The sequence below is a fragment of the Isoptericola sp. F-RaC21 genome (assembly GCF_038593535.1).
GTDB lineage: Bacteria > Actinomycetota > Actinomycetes > Actinomycetales > Cellulomonadaceae > Isoptericola.
This window is the reverse complement of the sequence record NZ_JBCFYX010000005.1, coordinates 353,782-375,933: the sequence shown is the minus strand read 5'-3', so window position 1 is coordinate 375,933 and position 22,152 is coordinate 353,782. Positions and strand designations below refer to the sequence as shown.

Sequence of the window (22,152 nt, the reverse complement as noted above, 5' to 3'; positions counted from 1 at the left end):
CCGACCGATCTCGTACCGGACGACCGAAGTCACCGGACGACGTCGGGCCGCAGGTCCAACCGCCGCAGCAGCTGCGCGTTGAGCGCCACCACCACGGTGGACAGCGACATGAGCAGCGCGCCCACCGACATCGGCAGCACGAACCCGACCGGTGCGAGCACGCCCGCCGCCAGCGGCACGGACAGCAGGTTGTAGCCCGCCGCCCACCACAGGTTCTGCTTCATCTTGCGGTAGCTCGCCCGCGACAGCTCGATCACCGACAGCACCGACCGCGGGTCGTCGCTGGCGAGGATGACGCCCGCCGAGGCGATCGCGACGTCGGTGCCCGCCCCGATGGCGATGCCGACGTCGGCCTGCGCCAGCGCCGGGGCGTCGTTGACACCGTCGCCGACCATCGCGACCTTGCGGCCCTCGGCCTGCAGCTCCGCGACGCGGGCCGACTTGTCCTCCGGCCGCACGCCGGCGAAGTACCGGTCGATGCCGAGCTCCTCCGCCACGGACCGCGCGACGGCCTCCGCGTCCCCGGTGATCATCACGACCTGCACGCCGCGCCGGTGCAGCGCCTCGACCGCCTGCGCCGACTCCGGCCGCACCTCGTCCGCGAGCTTCAGCCCGCCGACGACGACGCCGTCGCGCAGCACGTGCAGGATGATCGATCCATCCTGCTGGTCGAGCTTGTCGAGACCCTCGGTGGTTTCGACAGGCTCGACCGACATCGTCTCCAGCAGCCGCGGGCCGCCCACGCGGACCTCGTGACCGTCGACGGTCGCGACCACGCCGACCGCGGGCGACGACGAGAAGTCCGTCGCGCGCGGGACGACGAGCCCGCGCTCCTGCGCCGCGCGGACGATCGCCCGCGCCAGCGGATGCTCGCTGTCCGCCTCGGCCGCCGCCGCGAGCGCCAGCACGGCGTCGCCGTCGAGGTCCGCGCTCGCGCCGGTCGCCGTCGCGACGTCCGCGACCGTCGGCTCGCCCTTGGTGAGGGTGCCGGTCTTGTCGAACAGGACGGCGTCCACGGTGCGCATGCTCTCCAGCGCCAGGCGGTCCTTGACGAGCACGCCGCCGCGGGCGGCCCGCTCGGTGGCGATGGACACGACCAGCGGGATCGCCAGCCCGAGGGCGTGGGGGCAGGCGATGACGAGCACGGTGACGGTGCGGACCACGGCGTCGTCCGGGAGCCCGACGGCCGTCCACACGATCGCGGTGACGACGGCGGCCCCCAGGGCGAACCAGAACAGCCAGCCCGCCGCGCGGTCGGCGAGGCGCTGGGCCCGCGACGACGACGCCTGCGCCTCGGTGACGAGCCGCTGGATGCCCGCGAGGGCGGTGTCGTCGCCCGTCGCGGTGGCCTCGACGCGCAGGCCGGAGTCGGTCGCGACCGTGCCGGCGGTGACGTCGTCGCCGACGGTGCGGGCCACCGTGCGCGACTCGCCGGTGACCATCGACTCGTCCATCTCGGCCCGGCCGTCGACCACGCGCCCGTCCGCGGGCACGCTGCCGCCCGGGCGGACGAGGACGACGTCGCCCACGCGCAGGTCGGTGGGCGCCACCGGGACGACGTCGTCGCCCTCGACCCGCTCCGCCTCGTCCGGCAGCAGCGCCGCCAGCGAGTCCAGCGCCGACGTGGTCTGCGCCAGCGAGCGCATCTCGACCCAGTGGCCGAGCAGCATGATCACGACCAGGAGGGCGAGCTCCCACCAGAAGTCGAGCTGGTGGTCCAGCAGACCCGCGCTGGCGCCGAGCGACGCGACGAACGCGACCGTGATCGCCAGGCCGATGAGCAGCATCATCCCGGGCTGGCGTGCACGGAGCTCCGACACCGCCCCCGTGAGGAACGGCCGCCCGCCCCACACGTAGATCACCGTGCCGAGCACCGGCGAGACCCAGGAGACCCATGCCGCGTCGGGGAGCTCGTAGCCGAGCACCGTCGCGAACATCGGCGACAGCGCGACGGTCGGCACCGCCAGCGCCAGCATGATCCAGAACAGGCGGCGGAACTGGGCCACGTGATCGCCATGGCCGCCGTGACCGCTCATGTCGTGGCCCGCGTGCATGTCGTGGCCCGCAGGCATGTCGTGGCCGGCGTGCTGGTCGTGCGTGGTCATGTCGTGGTGCTCGTGGTGCTCGTGGTGCTCGTGCTCCAGGACGCGCGCGTCGTGGGGGCGCCCGTGCCCGGTGTGCTGGTCGGGAGAGGAGTGGTCCACAGCTCGATCCTTGCCTCGGACGGTCATGTTCGCGATCTCGTCGATACCCCCCTGGGGTATCTGCGTCTCCGCCAACCATATACCCCGGGCCCGTATTCCGCGACCCGGGCCGACGTCACCCTCCCGGCGAATCGCCGCAGCACCCTTGCGCCATCTCTACAACGATGGAAACATCGCCCGGGCACGCGAACGCTCACTGCGAGACCTCGACGAAGAGGAGCACCATGAACGCCCGCACCGCCTGGACCAGGCTCGTCGCCACCGGGATCGCCACCGTCACCGCCGCCGCGCTGTCCGCCGGCACCGCCGTCGTGGCGGCGGCGCCGGCCGGGGCCGCCGACTATCCCGGCCCCGGCGTCGTCACCGGCGACACCGGGGTGCACGACCCCGACGTCGTGAAGAAGCCCGACGGCACCTACCTCGTCGCGAGCACCGGCGAGGGCGTCCGCCTCAAGACGTCCACCGACCGCACGCACTGGACCGAGGTCGGCGCCGCGTTCCCGGACGGCACGCCCTGGGCCGACGCGTACACCGGGGGCAGCACGCACCTCTGGGCGCCGGAGATCCACTACGCGAACGGCCAGTACTACCTCTGGTACTCGGCGTCGTCGTTCGGCGTGAACACGTCCGCGATCTTCCTGGCCACCAGCCCCACCGGCGACCCGGGCACCTGGACGCACCGGGGCGCCGTCGTCGAGTCGTCCCCGTCCGACGACTTCAACGCCATCGACCCGGCGCTGGTCGTCGACGACGAGGGCCGGTGGTGGCTGAGCTTCGGCTCGTTCTGGTCGGGCATCAAGCTGATCCGCCTCGACCCGCAGACCGGCCTGCGCTCGGGCAGCGACCTCCACGCCATCGCCGGGCGCGGCGGCGGCGCGATCGAGGCGCCCACCATCCAGCGCCACGGCGGCTACTACTACCTGTACGTCTCGTTCGACGCCTGCTGCCAGGGCGCCGACTCGACCTACCGGGTGATGGTCGGGCGCTCGACGTCGGTCACCGGCCCCTACGTCGACCGCGCCGGAGTGCCCATGACCGAGGGCGGCGGCACGCAGGTGCTCGCCGGCCACGGGTCCGTCCACGGGCCGGGGCACCAGACCGTCTTCTCCGACGTCGACGCGGACGTGCTGATGTACCACTACTACGCCGACTCGGGGGCGTCGTTCCTCGGCATCAACCTGCTCGGCTACGACGACGCGGGCTGGCCCTTCGTCTACTGACGCCGCCGCCCACTGCTGCCGAACGGGCGGTTGACACCGTTATCGGGCCTCCCGCCGGCCCATCAAGGTGTCAACCGCCTGTTCGGCACACGGGGTGGGATCGTCGGCGGGAACAATCTCGCAGGGGCCCACGTTGGCGCAGGGTCTCCGTACGCCGTACGAATCGAGGTCCTGTGCCCCAGCCCACCCCCACCAGCACGTCCACCGTCCTCACCGACGCCGTCGAGGAGGAGCAGGCCGCCCTCGACGCCGCCTGGTCACGACGCGCCACGGTGCTCGACGACCTCGAGGCCACGCTCGCCGCCGCCCGCCCCGAGGACGCCGCCGCCCGCGCGCGGATCGTGCGGCTGCGGCACCGGCGCGCGGAGCTGCGGCAGGCCGACCACGGCCTGGTGTTCGGCCGGCTCGACGGCGACGACGGGTCGGCGCGCCGGCTCGGCCGGGTCGGGCTGCCCGGCGCGACGGAGGACGACGAGCCGCTGGTCGTGGACTGGCGCGCCGCCGCCGCCCGGCCGTTCTACACGGCGACGCCGCTGGACCCGCAGGGCGTGCGTCGCCGGCGGCACGTGCGGACCCGCGGGCCCGAGGTGGTCGGCGTCGACGACGAGCCGCTCGACGGCGGGCTCGACGACTCCGGCCTCGTCGGCGAGGGAGCGCTGCTGGCGGCGCTCGACGAGCGGCGCACCGGCCGCATGGGCACCGCCGTCGCGACCCTGCAGCGCGAGCAGGACGACGTGGTGCGCGCCGACGCCCGCACGCCGCTGGTGGTGCAGGGCGGCCCGGGCACGGGCAAGACGGTGGTGGCGCTGCACCGCGTCGCCTACCTGCTGTTCGCGCAGCCGCACCTGGCCGAGCGCGGCGTCCTGGTGCTCGGCCCCTCGACGCACTTCCTCGACTACATCGCCCAGGTGCTGCCCGCGCTCGGGGAGACGGCCGTCGTCTCCGCCACCTGCGACACGCTGGTGCCGGGCGTGCGGCCCACGCGCGCCGAGGAGCGCGACGTCGCCGAGCTCAAGGGGCGCGCGTCGTGGCTCCCCGCCCTGCGGAGCTTCGTGGCGTCGCTCGAGCCGGACGACGGCCCGCTCGCCCTGGCGCTCGACGGCGAGGAGTACGTGCTGCCCGCGGCCCAGGTGGCCGCCGCCCGCCGCGCCGCGACGGGCGCGGGCTCCTACCACCGGGCCCGCGACCGCGTGACCGACCGGGTGCACGACCTGCTCGTCGACGCCGTCGCCGACCGCCAGGCGGAGCTGCTGGCCCGCGCCGAGGAGGGCTTCGAGGACGTGCTGGGCCAGCTCGACGCCCGGCTCGCCGCCTCCGACGACCGGGCCCTGCCCACCGGCGCGACGGGATCCGACGTCGACGGCGTGCTGTCGGACGCGGACCTCGAGGCGCTGCGCGAGCGCGTCGCAGCCGACCGGACCGTCGCCGCGGCGCTGGACGCCTGGTGGCCGCGCCGGGACTCCGCCGCCGAGCTCGCGCGGCTGCTGCACGACGCGGACCTGCTCGCCGCGCACTCCCCCGCCCTCACCCCCGCGGAGGTCGCCCGCGTCGTCGCCGAGCCGGCGGGCGGACCCGGCGGCTGGGCGAGCAGCGACGTCCCGCTCCTCGACGCGCTCGCCGACCTCCTCGGCGACACTGGCGACGACGAGGCCGCCGGCGCCGATCAGGACGACGACGGCGTCTTCGTCGCCGCGCGCGCCGCCGCCCGCCGGGACTGGACGTACGGGCACGTGGTGGTGGACGAGGCGCAGGAGCTGTCCGGCATGCAGTGGCACATGGTGGTGCGCCGCTGCCCCACCCGGTCGGTCACCGCCGTCGGCGACATCGACCAGGCGTCCTCGGCGCACCGGCAGACCGACTGGGACGAGGCCGTCGGCGACGCCCTCGGCGACCGCTGGCGCCGGGCCGACCTCACCATCTGCTACCGCACCCCGCGCGAGGTCATGGAGCTCACCGCCCCGGTGCTGCGCCGGGCGGGCAGCCGCAACGATCCGCCCCGCGCGGTCCGGTCCGCCGCGGTCGCGCCCTGGCGGGTCGACGCCGACGGCGACACGTGGCCGGACGTCGTCGCCGACGCGGTCGCGGGGATGGCCGGTCGCTACGACGGCGGCACCGTCGGCGTCGTCGCGCCCGCGGCCCGGCTCGCCGCGCTCCGCGACGCCCTGCCGGACGGGGTGCCCGCGATGTCCGCGACGGACGCCAAGGGCCTCGAGTGGGACGCCGCCGTCGTCGTCGACCCGGACGGCATCGCCGCCGAGCCGCGCGGCTGGAACGGGCTCTACGTCGCCCTCACCCGCTGCACGCAGGAGCTGGCCCAGGTGGTGGTGGGCTCCCTCTGACCTTCCTCAAATCGCCTGCGAGCGACCCGGCCCGGCCACCAAGATGACGGGGCGACATCAACTGCCGTGAGCTGCGAAGCGAGGAACTCCCATGCGCGTCCTGGTGACCGGAGGCGCCGGGTACGTCGGGTCTCACACCGTGCTCCGGCTGCTCGGGGCCGGGCACGACGTCGTCGTGGTGGACGACTTCTCCCGGGGTGCCCCCGCGGCGCTGGAGCGGGTCGAGACCCTGGCCGGCCGGCCCGTGCCGGTGCACGTCTTCGACGGGGCGGACATCGACGCCCTCGAGCGCCTCTTCGACGCCGAGGGCTTCGACGCCGTGCTGCACCTGGCGGGCATCAAGAGCCCGAGCGCCCGCGGCGTGCGGCCGCTGGACAGCTACGAGACCAACCTCGGCACCACGTTCACGCTGCTGCGCTGCATGGCCTGGTACGGCGTCGACCGGCTCGTCGTGTCGTCGTCGGCCGCCGTGTACGGCGAGGGCCGCGACCTGCCGCACGCCGAGGACGCGCCGCTCGCCCCCACGGGACCGGTGGGCCGCAGCCACGCGATGAACGAGCAGATCCTGCGGGACGTCGTGGCGGACGCCGGCCCTGCGCTGCGGGTGGGCGTCGTGCGGCACTTCTCCGCTGCCGGCGCGCACCCCTCCGGCAGCCTCGGCCCGGACCGCACCGGCGCGTCCGCGAGCCTGCTCACCGCCGTCGCCGAGACCGCGGCGGGGCTGCGCGACGCCCTCGAGGTGCGCGGCGCCGACCACCCCACGCCGGACGGCACCGCGATGCGCGACTACGTGCACGTGGACGACCTCGCCGCCGGGCACGTCGCCGCCCTCGCGGCGCTCGGGGAGGCGGACCAGCAGCTGTCCACCTGGAACCTGGGCAGCGGGCGGCCCACCAGCGTGCTGGAGCTGGTCCGCGCGTTCGAGGCCGCGACCGGCCGCACGGTGCCGTACCGCGTCACGGAGCGCCGGGAGGGCGACGTCGCCGTGTCGTACGCGGACCCCGCCCGCGCAGAGGCCGAGCTCGGCTGGCACGCCGCCCGCGGCATCGAGGACATCTGCCTCGACCTGTGGCGCTGGCACCGGTTCCACCCCCACGGGTACCCGACGTCGCTCGCGCCGTCCGCCCCCTGGCGGGGCGGCGTCGGACACCGCCTGCGGCTCGTCTCCTCCGTGCCGGCCGCCTCGGCCTGGTAGGCAGAGCGGGTCGACCTAGTCCTTCGTGTCGCGGTAGTACTGCAGCGCGCCGGGGTGCAGCTCCACCGGGTCGGTGAAGATCGCCCGCACGCGGTCGAGGTTCGCCGCCGAGGGCACCTGCGTCGCGATCTGGCCCCGCGCGTCGAACAGCGTGGACACCAGGGTGCGCGCCTCGGCGTCGGGCATGTCGGCGCGCACCATGAGGAAGTTCGGCACGGCGAGGGTCTCGACCACCTTCGACGACCCGTACATCCCCTCGGGCACGATGCCGTGCCGGTACCCGCTGCCGTACCGGGACCGCACCTCCTCGACCAGGTCGCCCAGGGGCACGAGCCGCACGGGCTGGTCGTCGGCGAGCGCGGTCAGGCCCGGGGTGCGCAGGCCGCCGGACCAGAAGAACGCGTCGACGTCCCCCGCCCGCAGGGCGTCGATCGAGTCGTCCAGGCCGAGGCGGGCGTCGGTGAGGTCGCCGGCGGGCACGTCGGCCGCCGCGAGCAGCCGGTGCGCGATGAGGGCCGTGCCGGACTGCGGCGCGCCGAGGGAGACGCGCTTGCCGCGCAGGTCGTCGATGCTGCGGATGTCGGAGCCGGCGGGCACCACGAGGTGCAGGAAGTCGTCGTACACGCGGGCCAGGGCGCGCACGTCGAGCGGCTCGGTGAACTCACCCTCGCCCGCGACGGCGTCCCGGGCCGCGTCGGCGGCGCTGAACGCCACCTGAGCCGTGCCCGCGTCGAGGCTCTCGAGGTTCTCCACCGACCCGCCGGACTGGTCGACCTCGACCGGCAGGTCGTAACGCTCCTCGAGCACGTGCGCCAGGGCGGTGCCGTACGCGTGGTAGATGCCGGTCGAGCCGCCGGTCGCGAGGGTGAGCGCGTCCGGGCGCTGCCCGTCCCAGGGGTCGCCGGCGGCGTCGTCGCCCACGCAGCCGGCGAGCACCGGCAGCGCCAGCAGCGTCGCGGCCAGGGCCGCCAGGACGCGCGCCGCCCTCACGACGCCACCTCCGCCGGGCCGACGGTCGCACCGTCCGCCGTCGCGAGCGCGGGCACCCGCAGCCGCACCTCGAGCCCGCCGCCGTCGGGCAGGCCCAGGCGCAGCGAGCCGCCGCCCGTGGCGAGCAGCTCGGACGCGATCGCGAGCCCCAGTCCGGAGCCGCGCACGGTGCTGTGGCCGGGCGAGCGCCAGAACCGCTCCGCGAGCCGGTCCAGCTCCTCGGGCGGGACCCCGGCCCCGTGGTCGCGCACGACGACCTCGACGGCGCCGCCGCCCGCCCCGGCGACCGTGACGTCGATCCGGCCGCCGTCGGGCGAGAACTTCACGGCGTTGTCGAGGACGGCGTCGAACGCGCACTCGAGCACGATCGGGTTCAGCTCGGCCCAGGCGCCGCCACCCGGGTCGGCGAAGGTCAGCTCCCGCCCGACGGCGATCAACCGCCAGCTCTCGACGCGCCGCGCGACCAGCTCGGCGACGTCCAGCGCATGGGCGCCCGCGGCCAGGTTCGCGTCGTCGGCCAGGAGCAGCAGGGCGTCGAGGATGTGCGCCATGCGCACCGCCTCGGCGCGCACGTGCGCCACCTCGGTGGTGTGCTCCGGCGGGGTGGACAGTGCGAGGTCCTCGACCCGCAGCATCAGCGCGTTGAGGGGGTTGCGCAGCTCGTGCGACGCGTTGGAGACGAACTCCTGCTGCCGGTGCATGGAGTGCTCCACCTGGGCGGCCATCGCGTTGAACCGGGTGATGACCTCCCGCAGCTCGGGCGGGCCGGTGGACGGCGGGATGCGGGCGTCGAGCCGGCCGCGCCCGATCTCGCCCATCGCGGTGTCGACGGCGCGCACGGGCCGCAGCACCCAGCCGGCGGTGCGGTGCGCGATGACGACCGCCAGCACGCACATCGCCAGGCCGGCCGCGACGAGGATGCCCCAGCTCGACCAGATGCTGCGCGAGACCTCCTCCGCGTCGGAGACGGTGACGACGGCACCCACGAGGTCGCCGCCGTCGTACACGGGCTCGGCGACGACCACCCGGTCGGCCTTCCACGGGAGCGAGCTCAGGTCGGCGGCCTCGCCGCGCCGGCCCGCGAGCGCCGCCTGCCGCTCGTCCACCCCCTGCGGGTCGAGACCGTTCGTCGCCCAGGTAGCGCCCGACTGGTCGACGACGGCGGCCGCCACCCCGTACACCTCGCGGTAGCGGTCCAGGTCGCCCTCGACGATCGCCGGGTCGTCCGCGGTCAGCGACTGCCGCGCCGTGATGACCAGGTAGCCCGCGTCGGCGAGCCGGTCGAGGTAGACCTCCTGCTGGTTGGCGCGCGCGACGTTGCCCGCGTACGCGGTGCCGAGCAGCCCCAGCACCAGCACGCAGGGCACGAACAGGATGATCGCCAGGCGGGTCCGCATCGACGTCTAGGCCCCCGCGCCGTCGCCGCCGTCGGGTACGGCCACCCGGTAGCCCACGCCGCGCACCGTCTCCACGACGTCGGGCTCGCCGAGCTTGCGGCGCAGCGACGCGACGTGCACCTCGAGGGTGCGGCCCAGGCCCTTCCAGCTGGAGCCCCACACGTCACGCAGGATCCGCTCGCGGGTGAGGACCGAGCCCTGCTGGCGCACGAGCAGCGCGAGCAGGTCGAACTCCTTGCGGGTCAGCTCGACGACGGCGCCGGCGGCGTCCGCGACGGCGCCCGTGGTGCGGCGCACCTCGCGCCGCGCCAGGTCCACGACCAGGCCGCGCACCCGGACGCGCGCGTCGGCGGCCTCCGCGCGGGCGCCGTCCCACTCGCGACCGCGGCCGCGGCGCATGACGGCGTCGATGCGGGCGAGCACCTCGCGCACGTCGTACGGCTTGGTCACGTAGTCGTCCGCGCCCAGCTCGAGGCCGCGGATGCGCGCGTCCAGGCGCGTGCGCGCGGTGACCATGATGATCGGGGTGTCCGAGACGCGGCGGATGCGGCGGCACACCTCGAACCCGTCGATGTCGGGCAGCGACAGGTCGAGCAGCACCATGTCGGTGCGCGGGCTCAGCTCGCGCAGGGCGGACGCGCCGTCGCGCGCGCGGACCACCTCGTACCCGTGCCGGCCGAGCACGGACACGAGCGCGCCGGCGACATGGTCGTCGTCCTCGACCACGAGCAGCTGCACGGGACCGTCCCTCCGTCGGGCTCCTGGAGCGCACAGGGTAGCGGAGCGTCGCACCTCGGTCAGAGCCAGCCCACGCGGCGGAAGACGCGGTAGAGCACCACGCAGCCCACCGCCATGAGGACCAGCGCGAACGGGTAGCCGAGCAGCCAGTGCAGCTCCGGCATGTGGCGGAAGTTCATGCCGTAGACGCCGGCCACCACCGTGGGATACACGAGGATCGCCGCCCACGCCGAGATCTTGCGCATGTCCTCGTTCTGCCGCACGGACACCTGGGACAGGTGCACCTGCAGCATGTCGGAGAGCAGGTCGTCGTGGGCGTCGAGGTGCCGGTCGATGCGCTCGACCGTCGACGCCACCCGCTCCAGCGTGCGCCGGTCGGCGACGGCGCGGCGCTCGTCGCTGCTCTCCGTGAGCTCGGGCAGCTCCGCCGCCACCGGCAGCAGCGCTCGCCGGGCCTCCGTGATCTCCCGCTTGAGGTCGTACAGGCGCTGGACGGGGTCGGCCATCGTGCGGTCGAAGACGACGCGCTCCGTGTCGGCCACGGCGTCCCCGAGCGCCAGCTCCACCTCGGACGCGACGCCCACCAGGCCGAGCACCACCGCGAGCGTCACCCGTTGCGCCCCCGACCCGTGCGCGGGGCCCGGGCCGCGCAGGCGGTCCAGCGCGTGGTCGTGCACGCCCGCCCGGCCCGCCTCGAACGTCAGCACCGCGTCCGGCCCGGCGAGCATCCCCAGCTCCCCCGTGTGCACCTGCCGGTCGTCCTCGGTGAACCACACGGTCGGGGTGAGCACCATCACCCAGTCGTCGTCGAGCCAGCGCACCGCGGCCGCCGGCCGCCTCGGCACGTCCCGCGCGACGCCGTGCACCTGCGCGAGCCGCTCCCGCAGCGCCGGGTCGATCTCCTGCGCCGCGGCGAGGAACGCCTCCTTGTCCGTGACGTGCAGCCAGCGCGCCGGGTGGTCGTCGTCCGCCGACCGCGCCGGCGCGCCGTGCGTCCCGACGAACCACTCCGTGCCCGCCGGCCTCTCCTCGTCCGTCACACCCGCATTCTCGGACGAACCGGGCCGAACGGCGCGGTGGACGTCACCGCGTCCGGGCGGCCCCCGGCGCGCGGTAGCGGAACTCGAGGTCGGCGTCGGTGATCTCGCGCAGCACGCGCGCGGGCGCCCCCGCGACGACGACGCCGGGCGGCACGTCGGAGCTGACGACGGAGCCGGCACCGACCACGGACCCGGCGCCGACGGTCACGCCGGGGAGCAGCACCGCGTGCGCGCCGATCCAGACGTCGTCCTCGATCACCACGGGCGCGGAGAACTGGCCCCCGTCCTTGCGCAGGTCCGGGTGCACCGGGTGACCGGTCGTGGTGACCGTGACGTGCGGGGCGAACATCACCCGGTCCCCGACGCGCACCTCGACGTCGTCGACGAGCGTGAGCCCGACGTTGACGAAGACGTCGTCGCCCAGGTGGACGGTGTTCCCGTACGACACGTGCAGCGGCGGCTCGACCCACACCCGCTCCCCCACGCTGCCGAACAGCTCGCGCACGAGCTCCTCCCGGCGGGCGAGGTCGCGCGGGGAGCCGATGTTGATCGCGTGCTCCAGCTCCTTGGCGCGCGCCCGTTCGGCCGCCAGGCCCTCGAGCCCGGGTGCGCCGTCGGTGTAGAGCTCGTGCGCCGCCATCCGGCGCCGCACCTCCTGCTCGCGGGGGTCCATCGTTCTCCTTCGCCGGTCGTGACGGGCGTTGCCGCCCGGGGCAGTCTCCCCCACGGGCCGGTCAGGACGTCGCGACCGTCGCCTCCGTGGACCGGCCGGCGTCCGAGGACGACGCGGCGTCGGCGCGGTCGGCGGCCCGCCGCGCGACGGCCGCCGCGCCCGCGCCGGCGACGACGAAGATCCCGCCCAGCGCGAGCCAGCCGGGCGTGCCGAACCGGATGGGCAGGGCGGTGACGACGACGGGCGCAGCCATGCCCGCGAGCGCGTAGCCGGTCTGCGACAGGCCCTGGTAGGCGCCCGCGCGGCGCGGGTCGGCGAGCTCGAACGCCATGCCCCAGCCGCCGGCCTCCGACAGCACCTCGCCGAGCGAGTGCGCGACGGCCGCGAGCACCAGCAGCGCCGTCGCCGCGACGAGGCTGCCGTGCCCGGCCGCCGCGTACAGCACGCAGGCGCCAGCCAGCAGCACGGCGCCTCGGCGCACGGCGCGGCCGGCTCCGCGCACGTCGTGCGTGCCGCGCGACGCCCGCACCTGCAGCAGCGCCACCACCGCCGTGTTGACCACCAGCAGGGCGGAGACGACGGCGGTGGGCGCTTCGGTGCTCGCGACCCACAGCGGCACGCCCACCGTCATGACGCCGAACTGCATGGCGACGACGGCGTTGAGCGCGACGCTCGCCACGTACGTGCGGTCGCGCAGGGGGTGCGGGGCGTCCGGGGGCGCGTCGGTGCCCGCCGACGACGACGGCGCGTCCTCGAGCATCCGCGCGGGCAACTCGGGCACGCGGCGCGGCAGCAGCAGGAGCGGCACGACGGCGCCCAGCAGCAGCACCGCCGTCGCGACCATCGCGGTGCGGTACGCGGCCGCGGTGTCGACCAGCAGCGCGACGGCGGCGGCGAGGGTGCCCAGCCCGATGAGGACGTTCGTCACGACGCGCAGCCGCGCCCGCACGTCCACCCGCTCGGGCCCGGTGAACCATCGGGCGAGCAGCGCCTGCCGCGCGGTGGACTGCACGCCGCGGCCCGCGCTGACGACGACCGCCACGAGGGTGAAGCTCACGGCGTCGGCCGTGAACGAGTACGCGGCCAGCGCCACCGCCTGCGCGAGCAGGCCCCACACCTGGACGCGGTGCGCGCCGCGCCGGTCCGACCAGCGCCCGGCCAGGAACGACCCGAGCACGCCCGCGCCGCCGGCGATCCCGAGGCCGAGCCCGACCGTGGCCGCGGACAGCCCGACCACCCGCGTGAAGTACAGCACCGAGACGGTGTAGAAGATCCCGGTCGACGCGGCGAAGGCCATGGTCGAGAAGGTGAGCGCGCGCGCCACGGGGTCCCGCGGCAGGAAGGTCTGGATCACGGCACCAGTAGGCGGCATGCGCCGCGAGGGACGAATAGATGTAGCGATCTCCTACATCTATGCTCGCTCCGTGGGATGGATGCGCTACGAGCTCGCGGGCATGGACCTCGCCGACGTCCGGTTCGCCGTCTCCCCGCTGAACGAGCTGGTGCTGTCGCTGCGCACCTGGCGCGACCCGGGTCGGTACCCGCTTCACCTGCCGTGGCTGCGCCGCACCCAGGAGGCCCGCTCGCGTCTCGATGGCGACGTTCTCCTCGCGCTGACCAACGAGGTGCTGTGGACGCCGGACTACCTCACCCCGCGCCCGCGCAGCCCGCTCACCCGGATCGACGACGAGCTGGCCGTCGTCGCCGCGACCGGGGACGACGTCGTCGCTCGCGAGCTCGCCGCCCTGCACCCGGGCGGCCGCCCCGCTCCGCTCCGCGGCCCGCTCCCTCGCGTGCGGCGACGGGTGCTCGACGCGCTGACCACCTACTGGGACACCTGCTTCGCGCCGTACTGGCCGCGGATGCGCGCCGTGCTCCAGGCGGACGTCGTGCACCGCGGAGCGGTGATCTCCGCGCGCGGCGCAGGCGCGATGTTCGCCGACCTCTCCGACCGGGTGTCCTTCGCCGACGGTGTGGTGAGCGTGCAGCTCGGGAGCTCGACGAGGGACCTGCGACGGGCCACGACCGGTGAGGGCCTGACGCTGGTGCCGACGCTGTTCACCCGCGCCGCGTCCGCCCCCATCTCCGCCGACGAGCCGCCGATGATCATGTACGGCGCCCGCGGCACGGGCACGCTGTGGGAGGCGGAGCGGCACGTGGCGGACGACGCGCTCGTGGCCGTGCTCGGCCGCGCGCGGGCCGGGCTGCTCACCGCGCTGGACCGGCCGACGTCGTCCACCGAGCTGGCCCGCCGCCTCGACGTCACCACCAGCGCCGTCAACCAGCACCTGCGCGTGCTGCGCGACGCGGGCCTGCTCACCTCCGCCCGTGCCGGCCGGTCCGTGCTGTACCTGCGCTCGGAGGTGGGCGACGCCCTGGTCGGCCGGGCCCGCTGAGGCCGGACGACGAGGGGTCAGCGGCCGAGGCGGGCCAGGTGCGCGTCGAGCACGGCCAGCGCCCAGCCGGCGTCGGCGCCGGGCTCCTGCCGCACGACGTGCAGCGCCAGCCCGTCGACGAGGGCGTGCAGCTCGCGCACCTCGACGTCGGACGGCGCGCGGCCGGCGAGGGCGGCCAGCGCCCGCGCGCACACGTCACGGATGGCCTGCTGGGAGGCGCGGTGCCCGTCGCGCAGGCCGGGGTCGGTCATGGCCGCGGTGCCGAGCGCGAGGTACGCCTCCATCTCCGTGCGCCGCTCGGCGTCGAGCGGGAGGAGCTGTGCGAGCACGGCGCGCGACCAGCCCGCGCCGTCGGGGACGGCATCGACCCGCTCCAGGAGACGTTCCAGGACGAGGGCGACGGCGCGCTCGCGCACGCTGGCCACCGTGGGGAAGGTGTAGCGCAGGGAGCTCTGCGGCAGGCCGGCCTCGGCGGCGACGTTGCGCACGGACAGAGCCTCGAGGCCGTCGCGGACGAGGACGCGCCACGCGGCCTCGGACACCTGGCGGCGGCGTTCGTCACGGTCGAGCTTCTGGGGCACCCGGCCATGTTCGCACAGTCGTGCGAACTGTGCTAGAACTGTCTTCGCACGATCGTGCGAAGACCTTTCCGAGAGATCCCGACCGAGGGGAAGTGAGAGCCGTGGACTGGCTGATCCTCATCGCCGCCGGCGTGATGGAGGCCGTGTGGGCGACCGCGCTGGCCGCGTCGCGCGGCTTCAAGCGACCAGGGCCGACCGTGCTGTTCGTCGTCGGCCTGGCCCTGAGCATGTGGGGGCTGGCGCACGCCATGCTCACCATCCCGGTCGGCACCGCCTACGCCGTGTGGGTGGGCATCGGCGCGGTGCTCACCGTGCTCGTCGCGATCGTGCGCGGCGACGAGCGGCTGACCGTCGCGCGGGCGCTGCTGCTGGTCGGCCTCGTGGGGTCGGTCGTCGGACTCAAGGTGGTGAGCTGACATGACGAAGAGCTCGAACACCCTCGCCTGGGTGGTGCTGCTGGCCAGCGCGGTGCTGGAGGCCGTCTGGGCCACCGCCCTCGACGCGAGCCACGGCTTCACGGTGCTCGGCGACACGATCGTGTTCGTCGTCGCCCTGTCGGCGAGCATGCTCGGCCTGGGCTACGCCGCGAAGCACATCCCGATCGGCACGGCCTACGCCATCTGGACCGGCATCGGCGCCGCCCTGACCGTCGCGTGGGCGATGATCACCGGCACCGAGTCGGCGTCGCTGCTCAAGGCCCTGTTCCTCGTCGGCATCATCGGCTGCGCCATCGGGCTCAAGCTGGTCGGCCACGACGACGAGGACGCGGGACCGCGCGAGGTCAGCGCCGGTGGACCACCTGAGCCGCGGCCTGGTCGCGAGGCATGAGCAGCACCTGGTCGACGTTGACGTGCGCCGGGCGGGTGGCGATCCACGCCACCGTCTCGGCGACGTCCTCGGCCGTGAGCGGCTCGACCCCGGCGTAGACGGCGTCGGCCTTCTCCTGGTCGCCCTTGAAGCGGACGAGGGAGAAGTCGGTGTGCACCATGCCGGGGTCGATCTCGCTGACCCGCACCGGCTGGCCGAGCAGCTCCAGGCGCAGCACCCGGGTGAGCGCGGCTTCGGCGTGCTTGGCCGCGTTGTAGCCGGCGCCGCCCTTGTAGGGCTCGCGGCCCGCGATGGAGCCGATGGTGATGACCTGGCCGTCGCCGCTGGCGACGAGCCTCGGCAGCAGCGCCTTGGTGACCCGCACGGTGCCGAGCACGTTGATGTCGTACATCCGCTGCCAGTCGGCGAGGTCGGCGTCGGCCACCGACTCCGTCCCCAGCGCGCCGCCCGCGTTGTTGACGAGCAGGTCGCAGCGGCCCAGCCGCTCCTCGACCGCCGCCGCGAAGGCCTCGACCGACGCGTCGTCCGTGACGTCGAGCGGGAGCGCGGTGCCGCCCGTCTCGGCGGCCACCTGCTCGAGCCGGTCCATCCGCCGGGCGCCGAGGACGACGTGGAAGCCCGCCGCCGCCAGGGCGCGGGCGCTCGCCGCCCCGATCCCGCTGCTGGCTCCGGTGACGACGGCGACGCGGGCGCTGCTCGGCATGAGTCCTCCTCGAGACGGTCGGGATGCCGTCACAGCCTAGGCGCCGCCCGCCCGCGGACGCCGCGTGCGGGACGTGTCGGTGCCCGATGCCACGCTCCGGGGATGCCGATCACCGTCGATGAGCTGCGCGACCACTTCCTCGCCGCCTGGGGACCCGACACCTGCTATCCCCACATGAGCGACGAGTGGACCCCCGAGAACCCGTCGCGCGACCAGTGCGGCATGACCGCCCTGGTCGTCCAGGACGTCCTGGGCGGCGACCTGGTCCTCGCCGAGGTGCACGTCGACGGGGTGCAGATCGGCCACCACTACTGGAACCGGCTGCCGGACGGCTCGGACGTCGACCTCACCGCGGACCAGTTCCGACCCGACGAGACGGTCGTCGGCGGCCAGGTGGTCGTCCGTCCGCCCGACGCGCCCCGCTACCACCGCGAGCAGTACGAGCTCCTCCGCGACCGCGTCCTCACCGCGCTGGCCGCCGCCTCCGACGCCTGAGGCGCCTGAGGCGCCGGCACGGCGGAGCGCCACGACTCAGGGGCGCGGGTCGACCTCGCCGCGCCGGATCCCCGCCGTGGCCAGGAGGTCCTCGTGCAGCTCCATCCACACCCCGTGGACGGACGCCGCGCCGACGCCGGCCACGCGCGCGCCGTCCCCGGCCCGTGCCGCGGCGAGCGCGTCGTCGAGCCGCCGGTCGTAGCCCGCGAACCGGTCGAGCTCCGCCGTGAGCAGGGCGAGCACCGGGCGCACCCCGTCGACGACGGCGCCCAGCTCGTCGAGGACCCGGGCGTCCCAGGCCGCGTCCGCGTGGTCGTTGACATCGAGCCGCCCGCCGCCGCCGGGCCGCAGCTGCCAGTCGGTGCACGCGCGCAGCAGCCGGGCGTTCAGCGGGTGGAACGCGGCGATCGCCTCGCGCACGACGGCGGCGGCACGGCCGCTCGGGTCGGTGGCCAGCTCCACGGCGAGGCGGCGCTCGCCCTCCGCCCGGCCCCGCTCCGTGAGGGACCAGCCGCCCGCCCCGGCGAACTCCGCCCAGGTCACGTGCCCGAACGCCTCGAGGTCGAGCAGCAGCTCGTGCGCGACGTCGCGGCCCAGCCCTGCGCGGTCGGCCACGGCCGCGTCGTCGGCCGTGCCTTGCACCCGCACGGCGTGCAGCACCCGCAGCCCGGGCTCGGACTCCCGCGTCACGACCGCTCCCCCGCGCCAACCGACCGCGCGACGAGCCGGTCGAGCCGCTGCTGCACCGCCTGCGGGGAGCCGAGTCCCAGCGCGCCCGCCATCCGCCCCCACGTATGCCCGGCGGCGCGGGCGGAGAACAGCGCGGCGGTCTCCAGCTGCTCCGCCTCGGCGCGCACCGCGGGCACGAGCCCGAGGGCCGCGAGCGCCCCGGCGGCGTCATGCTCGGGGGTGAGCTCGCCCCGCGCCGAGCGCCACAGGTAGTGGCGCACGAGGTCCGTCGCCGACGGCGGCACGGACGCCGGCTGCCAGGGCCGCGGCGCGAGGTCGTCGGCGCCCAGGTCGAGGAGCACGCGACGGGCGCGGGTCTCGTCGTCGGCGGCGCCCTGGTCGGCGTCGTGGGGCTTGCTTTCCATGCAGCGACCGTCCACCATCAACAGATGGTTGTCAACATTTCGTTGAAAAGCGCGACGTGATCGTCCCGCTCGACGACGCCGTCCCGGCTCACGGCGCCAAGGCCGCCGCCCTGGGGTCGCTACGACGCGCCGGGCTGCCCGTCCCCGACGGGTTCGTCGTGCCCGCCGCCGTCCCGGACCACGACCTGCCGGCCGCCGTCGACGCCGGGGCCCGCGACCTCGCGCAGCGCTCCGGCACCGCCGTCGGCTCCCCCGTGGCGGTGCGCTCGTCGGCCACGGACGAGGACGGCATCCGAGCATCGGCGGCCGGGCAGTACGACACGGTGCTCGGCGCGGTCGGCACGGACCGGGTCGTCGAGGCAGTCGCAGCCTGTCGCGCGTCGGCGGCCGGACCACGGGCCACGGCCTACCGGGCGGCGACGTCCGGCACCCCCGCCCCCGCCGACGTCGCGGTCGTCGTGCAGCGGCTGATCGACGCGCGCGCGGCGGGCGTGCTGTTCACGGGCGACGGTCGCACGGTCGTCGAGGCTTCGTGGGGGCTGGGCGAGAGCGTGGTGCGGGGCGCCGTCGACCCCGACCGCTGGACCGTCGCCGGCGGACGCGTCGTCGAGCGCCGCACCGGCGTCAAGCGCACCCGCGTGGACCGCTCCCCCGGCGGCACGACCGTCCGCGCCGTCCCGCCCGAGGACGCCGGCCGTCCGTGCCTCGACGACGACACGGTGCTGCGGCTCGCCGCGCTCGGACGCCGGGTCGCCGAGCTGTGCGGCGGGCCGCAGGACGTCGAGTGGGCGGTGGACGACGCCGGCACGACCTGGCTCCTCCAGGCCCGCCCGGTCACCGCCGCCCTCCCCACCGACCGCTGTGAGCGGGCGTTTGGCCCCGATTCGAGGGCAGAACAGGGCCAAACGACCGCTCACAGCGATGGCGAGGTGCTGTGGGGCACGGGGGCGAGCGGCGGGCGGGCGAGCGGTCCGGCGCGGGTGGTGCGCGGCCCGGACGACTTCGGCGACGTCCGGCCCGGCGACGTGCTGGTGTGCCGGGAGACCGACCCGGCGTGGACGCCGCTGTTCGGCGTCGTCGCCGCCGTCGTCACGGAGACAGGCGGCCTGCTGTCGCACGCCGCGATCGTCGCTCGCGAGCTGCGCCTGCCCGCGGTGCTCGGCGTGGCCGCCGCGACGGACGTCCTGCGCGACGCCGGGACGGTCGTCGTCGACGGCGACGCGGGCACCGTGGACACCCCGTGGACGCCCGATCCCGGCCGTGGAACGATCCGGCCATGACGACGACGGCGCCGCCGCTCCCGCCCGCGGGATCCGCCGGGGGACGACGACGCGTCCAGCACTCCCTCGGGCCGTTCACGGCGAAGCGGCCACCGGCCGCGTGGGGGCTGCGCGTGCTCGCCACGCTGCTCGACTCCGCGCTCGTGGCCTCCGTGGTCTTCCTCGCGACGGGGGCGTCGCCGAGCCTCGCCGCGCTCCCCGGCCTCGGCAAGCCCGGCGGGACCGGCGGCGCGGGCTGGACGGCCGGCACCCTGCTCGCGCTGGCCGTACTCCAGGCGTACACCGGCATGACGCCCGGCAAGCGGGTGGCGCAGGTCGCGGTGGTCGACGACCGCACCGGTCGCCCGATCGGGCTGCCGGGCACGGTGCTGCGCTGGTTCGCGCACCTCCTCGACGCCCTCCTGCTGATCGGCTACCTCCGGTCCGCGTTCCGGCGCGACGGCCGCACGTTCGCCGACTCCCTGCTCGGCACGGTCGCGGTGCGCACGACGTCGCCCGAGGCGCACCCCGTCGTCCGCCGGCTGCGCGCCGTCCGCGACGCGCGAGCGCCCTGGCTGCGCGTCCCGCGCCGCGTGACCGGCGCCCTCGCGCTCGTCCTGTGCGCCGCGTCGGCGGCGGCGAGCCTCACCGCCGGTACCGGCGGCAGCCAGCAGATGTCCGAGGACGGGACGTCCTGCGTCAGCACCGGAGACGTCGCCGCGTCCGCCCTCTTCGGCACCTCGCGCAGCTTCGAGCACGCGTCGCGCCTCGGCATCACCCGCGTGAGCGACACGCGCTGGGAGGTGGGGGTGGGGTGGTCCTCCGCGTTCGGCGTCGACTCCGCCCGCAGCCCCGTCGTCGGAGCCGTGACCGCCGCCCTCGCGGTGACCGGTCCCGACGGGACCACCTTCACCAGCCCGGACTCTTCGTTCGACGGGATCGTCGTCGGGGAGGACGCCTCCCCCGAGGGCGACGGCGACCTGGACGAGAACGACCTGTGGTGGACGGTTCCGGAGCCGATCGCCTCGACGACGATCACGACGGACCAGGACGTCACAGGATGGACGGCCCGCGCAGCCCTCGTCGACGACGACGGCACGGTGCTCGCCGAGTGCTCGGCCCCCGTACCGACCATCGACGCCGGACCGGTGAGCCCGTGACCGGGCGCGGCATCTACGTCGAGACGACGATCGCGGCGCCGCTCGAGACGGTCTGGGCACTGACGCAGGACCCGGCGCAGCACGTGCGGTGGGACGTGCGGTTCTCGCGGATCACCCCGACGACCCCGGCACCCGGCGGCGGGACCCGCTTCACCTACTCCCGGCGCACGCCGGTCGGGACGGTCGTCGGGGACGGGGTGAGCCTCGGCGAGCGCGACCGTCCGGACGGTACGCGCACGTCGGCGCTGCGGTTCGCCACCGCGGACCGACGCTCCCCCATCCGCGCCGGCCGCGGCTACTGGCGGTACGCGCCCGACGGCGACGGCGTCCGCTTCGTCACCGGCTACGACTACGTGCCCGGCTGGGGGCGGCTGCTGGACCGGGTCGCCCGCCCGCTGCTGGGCTGGGCGACCGCGTGGAGCTTCGACCGGCTGCGCCTGTGGGCCGAGCAGGGCGTCGAACCCGAGCGGTGGCCGCTGCGCAGCGTGCTCTACGTCTGGCGCGGCGACCGGCCGCGTGCCGCCCGGTGCCGACGCGCGCCCGCCCGCGGCCACCGGCACGGCGATCACCTGCGCGACGCGCCGACCGCCCTCGCCGAGCTGCCCGACCCCGAGGAGCACCCGTGACCGCGACCGCGCCGTCGATCTTCCGCCGCACCATGGGCGCGGAGTTCGACCGCCTGCACCCGATGCTGCGGCGACGGTTCGACGTCGGGCTGGGCACGGCGGAGGCGTGCGTGGGCACCGGCGTCATGACGGAGATCCGCCGCGGCCCCTGGTGGACGGTGCCGTTCCTGCAGGTGGGGCGGCTGCGGAACATCCTCGTCCCCGACGTCGGCACCGACGTGCCGTTCACGATCGAGAACTACCCGTACCGCGACCCGCTGGGCCGCGAGACCATCACGTTCGTCCGGTCGTACGACATCCGCGGCCACCGCCGACGGTTCGACGCCACGATGATCGACGTCGGCGGGCGGGTGGTGGACTACCTGGGCACGCACCAGCACCTCGCCGTCGACCTGGAGCTGCACGCCGACGCCGACGGCGGCCTGGTGCTCCGCTCCGACGCGCAGCGGTTCTACGCCGGCCCGGTCGGCTTCCCCTTCCCGATGCTCTTCAGCGGGCGGGCCCTGCTGCGCGAGCGGTACGACGACGCGGCGCACCGGTTCGAGGTCGACCTGCGCGTCACGAACGAACGCTTCGGCTTCCTGTTCGGCTACCGCGGCTGGTTCACGTGCGAGTGGCTTCCGGCCACGGACGCGCCGGACCGGCTCAAGCCCGTCCGGCACGAACGCCGCACCTGAGGTCGGGCGCGCCCTTCAGAACCGGAACGACGTCTGCCCGTGCGGCGACTTGGCGAACGCGAGGACCTTGTCGGTGACGACGCGGTAGACGAGCGCGCGCTGGCCGTGCGGGTCGAAGGACTCGTCGTCGTTCTCGAAGTCCCAGGCGTCGCCGTACTTGGCACGGAATCCGTCGGCGAGCCGACGCAGCTCCGGCCCTCCGGTGGCGCGGACGACGACGCCCTCCACGACGACGTCGAGCCCGGTGTCCCACTCCGGGGACCCGATCGTCACGGCGACGTGCGGGCTGTGCGCGAGGTTGTGGGCCTTCTGCTCGCCGGGGCCGGTGCAGAAGACGAACCCGTCGTCGGTCCACAGCCCGACGAGGGGCGTGACGTGCGGGCGGCCGTCCGCGCGCACGGTGACGAGCCGGTAGAGGGTCGCGGCCGTCAGCGCGGCCTCGACCTCCGGCCAGGGGGTGGGCGCGGTCGCCTCGCTGAAGCGGGCATCGAGGGTGCCGGTGGGGGTCATGACAGGACAGACCCGCCGGGCCGACGG

The 22,152-nt window shown here is 75.4% G+C and carries 23 protein-coding genes; 11 read left to right on the top strand and 12 right to left on the bottom strand.

Annotation, left to right across the window (positions count from 1 at the left end):
* Window positions 1-29: 29 nt before the first annotated feature.
* Window positions 30-2,231, bottom strand: a complete 2,202-nt coding sequence (locus tag AAG589_RS19900; RefSeq protein WP_446719771.1) for a heavy metal translocating P-type ATPase — start codon at window positions 2,229-2,231, stop codon at window positions 30-32.
* Between the two features lie 197 nt (window positions 2,232-2,428).
* Between AAG589_RS19900 and AAG589_RS19895 the strand changes: the two genes are divergently transcribed.
* From AAG589_RS19895 to galE, 3 genes are all read left to right on the top strand, one after another.
* Entirely contained in the window at window positions 2,429-3,424 is a 996-nt protein-coding gene (locus tag AAG589_RS19895) for an arabinan endo-1,5-alpha-L-arabinosidase (protein WP_430569027.1), read from the top strand.
* A gap of 173 nt (window positions 3,425-3,597) precedes the next feature.
* Window positions 3,598-5,763 (top strand): HelD family protein, encoded by a 2,166-nt coding sequence (locus AAG589_RS19890; protein WP_430569026.1) that lies wholly within the window; start codon window positions 3,598-3,600, stop codon window positions 5,761-5,763.
* A 91-nt stretch (window positions 5,764-5,854) separates the two neighbouring features.
* Entirely contained in the window at window positions 5,855-6,958 is a 1,104-nt protein-coding gene (gene galE / locus AAG589_RS19885; protein ID WP_430569025.1) for a UDP-glucose 4-epimerase GalE, read from the top strand.
* Between the two features lie 15 nt (window positions 6,959-6,973).
* Here the strand turns inward: galE and AAG589_RS19880 are convergent, their stop codons facing one another.
* From AAG589_RS19880 to AAG589_RS19855, 6 genes are all read right to left on the bottom strand, one after another.
* A complete protein-coding gene (locus tag AAG589_RS19880; protein WP_430569024.1) occupies window positions 6,974-7,948 on the bottom strand; it encodes a TAXI family TRAP transporter solute-binding subunit in 975 nt (324 codons plus the stop codon).
* Window positions 7,945-9,345 carry a HAMP domain-containing sensor histidine kinase gene (locus AAG589_RS19875; protein WP_430569023.1) on the bottom strand — a complete coding sequence of 467 codons (1,401 nt, stop codon included), beginning with the start codon at window positions 9,343-9,345 and terminating at the stop codon, window positions 7,945-7,947. The genes AAG589_RS19880 and AAG589_RS19875 overlap by 4 nt, the downstream gene beginning before the upstream one ends.
* Before the next feature lie 6 nt (window positions 9,346-9,351).
* Window positions 9,352-10,083 (bottom strand): response regulator transcription factor, encoded by a 732-nt coding sequence (locus AAG589_RS19870; protein ID WP_430569022.1) that lies wholly within the window; start codon window positions 10,081-10,083, stop codon window positions 9,352-9,354.
* A gap of 59 nt (window positions 10,084-10,142) precedes the next feature.
* Window positions 10,143-11,123, bottom strand: coding sequence for a CorA family divalent cation transporter (locus tag AAG589_RS19865; RefSeq protein ID WP_430569021.1), 981 nt, complete (start codon window positions 11,121-11,123; stop codon window positions 10,143-10,145).
* Between the two features lie 43 nt (window positions 11,124-11,166).
* The gene (locus AAG589_RS19860) at window positions 11,167-11,796 is read right to left on the bottom strand and encodes a sugar O-acetyltransferase (RefSeq protein ID WP_430569020.1); all 630 of its coding nucleotides are present in this window, start codon (window positions 11,794-11,796) and stop codon (window positions 11,167-11,169) included.
* 61 nt (window positions 11,797-11,857) lie between these two features.
* Window positions 11,858-13,150: an MFS transporter gene (locus tag AAG589_RS19855; protein ID WP_430569019.1), complete on the bottom strand. Its 1,293-nt coding sequence runs from the start codon at window positions 13,148-13,150 to the stop codon at window positions 11,858-11,860.
* A gap of 79 nt (window positions 13,151-13,229) precedes the next feature.
* Here AAG589_RS19855 and AAG589_RS19850 point away from each other — a divergent pair, with 79 nt between their 5' ends.
* Entirely contained in the window at window positions 13,230-14,192 is a 963-nt protein-coding gene (locus AAG589_RS19850; protein WP_430569223.1) for an ArsR/SmtB family transcription factor, read from the top strand.
* A gap of 17 nt (window positions 14,193-14,209) precedes the next feature.
* Here the strand turns inward: AAG589_RS19850 and AAG589_RS19845 are convergent, their stop codons facing one another.
* The gene (locus AAG589_RS19845; protein ID WP_430569018.1) at window positions 14,210-14,773 is read right to left on the bottom strand and encodes a TetR/AcrR family transcriptional regulator; all 564 of its coding nucleotides are present in this window, start codon (window positions 14,771-14,773) and stop codon (window positions 14,210-14,212) included.
* Window positions 14,774-14,874: 101 nt separating this feature from the next.
* On the opposite strand from AAG589_RS19845, the gene AAG589_RS19840 reads away from it, so the two are divergent.
* Together AAG589_RS19840 and AAG589_RS19835 are read left to right on the top strand one after the other, a co-directional pair.
* Window positions 14,875-15,189, top strand: a complete 315-nt coding sequence (locus tag AAG589_RS19840; RefSeq protein ID WP_430569017.1) for a DMT family transporter — start codon at window positions 14,875-14,877, stop codon at window positions 15,187-15,189.
* Between the two features lies 1 nt (window position 15,190).
* Entirely contained in the window at window positions 15,191-15,601 is a 411-nt protein-coding gene (locus AAG589_RS19835; protein WP_430569016.1) for a DMT family transporter, read from the top strand.
* Here the strand turns inward: AAG589_RS19835 and AAG589_RS19830 are convergent.
* Complete coding sequence (locus tag AAG589_RS19830; RefSeq protein ID WP_430569015.1) at window positions 15,555-16,304, bottom strand: SDR family NAD(P)-dependent oxidoreductase; 750 nt, start codon at window positions 16,302-16,304, stop codon at window positions 15,555-15,557. The two genes, AAG589_RS19835 and AAG589_RS19830, sit on opposite strands and share 47 nt — an antisense overlap.
* 102 nt (window positions 16,305-16,406) lie before the next feature.
* On the opposite strand from AAG589_RS19830, the gene AAG589_RS19825 reads away from it, so the two are divergent.
* Window positions 16,407-16,799 carry a YunG family protein gene (locus AAG589_RS19825; protein WP_430569014.1) on the top strand — a complete coding sequence of 131 codons (393 nt, stop codon included), beginning with the start codon at window positions 16,407-16,409 and terminating at the stop codon, window positions 16,797-16,799.
* Between the two features lie 36 nt (window positions 16,800-16,835).
* Here the strand turns inward: AAG589_RS19825 and AAG589_RS19820 are convergent, their stop codons facing one another.
* Entirely contained in the window at window positions 16,836-17,489 is a 654-nt protein-coding gene (locus AAG589_RS19820; protein WP_430569013.1) for a transcriptional regulator, read from the bottom strand.
* A complete protein-coding gene (locus tag AAG589_RS19815) occupies window positions 17,486-17,893 on the bottom strand; it encodes a DNA-binding protein (protein ID WP_430569012.1) in 408 nt (135 codons plus the stop codon). The genes AAG589_RS19820 and AAG589_RS19815 overlap by 4 nt, the downstream gene beginning before the upstream one ends.
* Window positions 17,894-17,949: 56 nt before the next feature.
* Here AAG589_RS19815 and AAG589_RS19810 point away from each other — a divergent pair, with 56 nt between their 5' ends.
* From AAG589_RS19810 to AAG589_RS19795, 4 genes are read left to right on the top strand one after another with little or no spacing between them, the layout of a single operon-like run.
* The gene (locus tag AAG589_RS19810) at window positions 17,950-19,173 is read left to right on the top strand and encodes a PEP/pyruvate-binding domain-containing protein (protein WP_430569011.1); all 1,224 of its coding nucleotides are present in this window, start codon (window positions 17,950-17,952) and stop codon (window positions 19,171-19,173) included.
* Window positions 19,170-20,312 (top strand): RDD family protein, encoded by a 1,143-nt coding sequence (locus tag AAG589_RS19805; protein WP_430569010.1) that lies wholly within the window; start codon window positions 19,170-19,172, stop codon window positions 20,310-20,312. The genes AAG589_RS19810 and AAG589_RS19805 overlap by 4 nt, the downstream gene beginning before the upstream one ends.
* Window positions 20,309-20,938: an SRPBCC family protein gene (locus AAG589_RS19800; protein ID WP_430569009.1), complete on the top strand. Its 630-nt coding sequence runs from the start codon at window positions 20,309-20,311 to the stop codon at window positions 20,936-20,938. Before AAG589_RS19805 ends, AAG589_RS19800 begins: the two co-directional genes overlap by 4 nt.
* Window positions 20,935-21,615, top strand: coding sequence for a DUF4166 domain-containing protein (locus AAG589_RS19795; RefSeq protein ID WP_430569008.1), 681 nt, complete (start codon window positions 20,935-20,937; stop codon window positions 21,613-21,615). The genes AAG589_RS19800 and AAG589_RS19795 overlap by 4 nt, the downstream gene beginning before the upstream one ends.
* Window positions 21,616-21,630: 15 nt before the next feature.
* On the opposite strand, the gene AAG589_RS19790 is transcribed toward AAG589_RS19795, so the two are convergent.
* On the bottom strand, window positions 21,631-22,125 hold the full coding sequence (locus tag AAG589_RS19790) for a pyridoxamine 5'-phosphate oxidase family protein (RefSeq protein WP_430569007.1): 495 nt from the start codon (window positions 22,123-22,125) through the stop codon (window positions 21,631-21,633).
* Window positions 22,126-22,152 lie beyond the last annotated feature (27 nt).

Bases quoted from the DNA above. Each gene is read 5' to 3' on its own strand.
- AAG589_RS19900 (WP_446719771.1), bottom strand. From the start codon at position 2,231: ATGACCGTCCGAGGCAAGGATCGAGCTGTGGACCACTCCTCTCCCGAC.
- AAG589_RS19895 (WP_430569027.1), top strand. From the start codon at position 2,429: ATGAACGCCCGCACCGCCTGGACCAGGCTCGTCGCCACCGGGATCGCC.
- galE (WP_430569025.1), top strand. From the start codon at position 5,855: ATGCGCGTCCTGGTGACCGGAGGCGCCGGGTACGTCGGGTCTCACACC.
- AAG589_RS19875 (WP_430569023.1), bottom strand. From the start codon at position 9,345: ATGCGGACCCGCCTGGCGATCATCCTGTTCGTGCCCTGCGTGCTGGTG.
- AAG589_RS19860 (WP_430569020.1), bottom strand. From the start codon at position 11,796: ATGGACCCCCGCGAGCAGGAGGTGCGGCGCCGGATGGCGGCGCACGAG.
- AAG589_RS19850 (WP_430569223.1), top strand. From the start codon at position 13,230: ATGCGCTACGAGCTCGCGGGCATGGACCTCGCCGACGTCCGGTTCGCC.
- AAG589_RS19835 (WP_430569016.1), top strand. From the start codon at position 15,191: ATGACGAAGAGCTCGAACACCCTCGCCTGGGTGGTGCTGCTGGCCAGC.
- AAG589_RS19830 (WP_430569015.1), bottom strand. From the start codon at position 16,304: ATGCCGAGCAGCGCCCGCGTCGCCGTCGTCACCGGAGCCAGCAGCGGG.
- AAG589_RS19825 (WP_430569014.1), top strand. From the start codon at position 16,407: ATGCCGATCACCGTCGATGAGCTGCGCGACCACTTCCTCGCCGCCTGG.
- AAG589_RS19815 (WP_430569012.1), bottom strand. From the start codon at position 17,893: ATGGAAAGCAAGCCCCACGACGCCGACCAGGGCGCCGCCGACGACGAG.
- AAG589_RS19805 (WP_430569010.1), top strand. From the start codon at position 19,170: ATGACGACGACGGCGCCGCCGCTCCCGCCCGCGGGATCCGCCGGGGGA.
- AAG589_RS19790 (WP_430569007.1), bottom strand. From the start codon at position 22,125: ATGACCCCCACCGGCACCCTCGATGCCCGCTTCAGCGAGGCGACCGCG.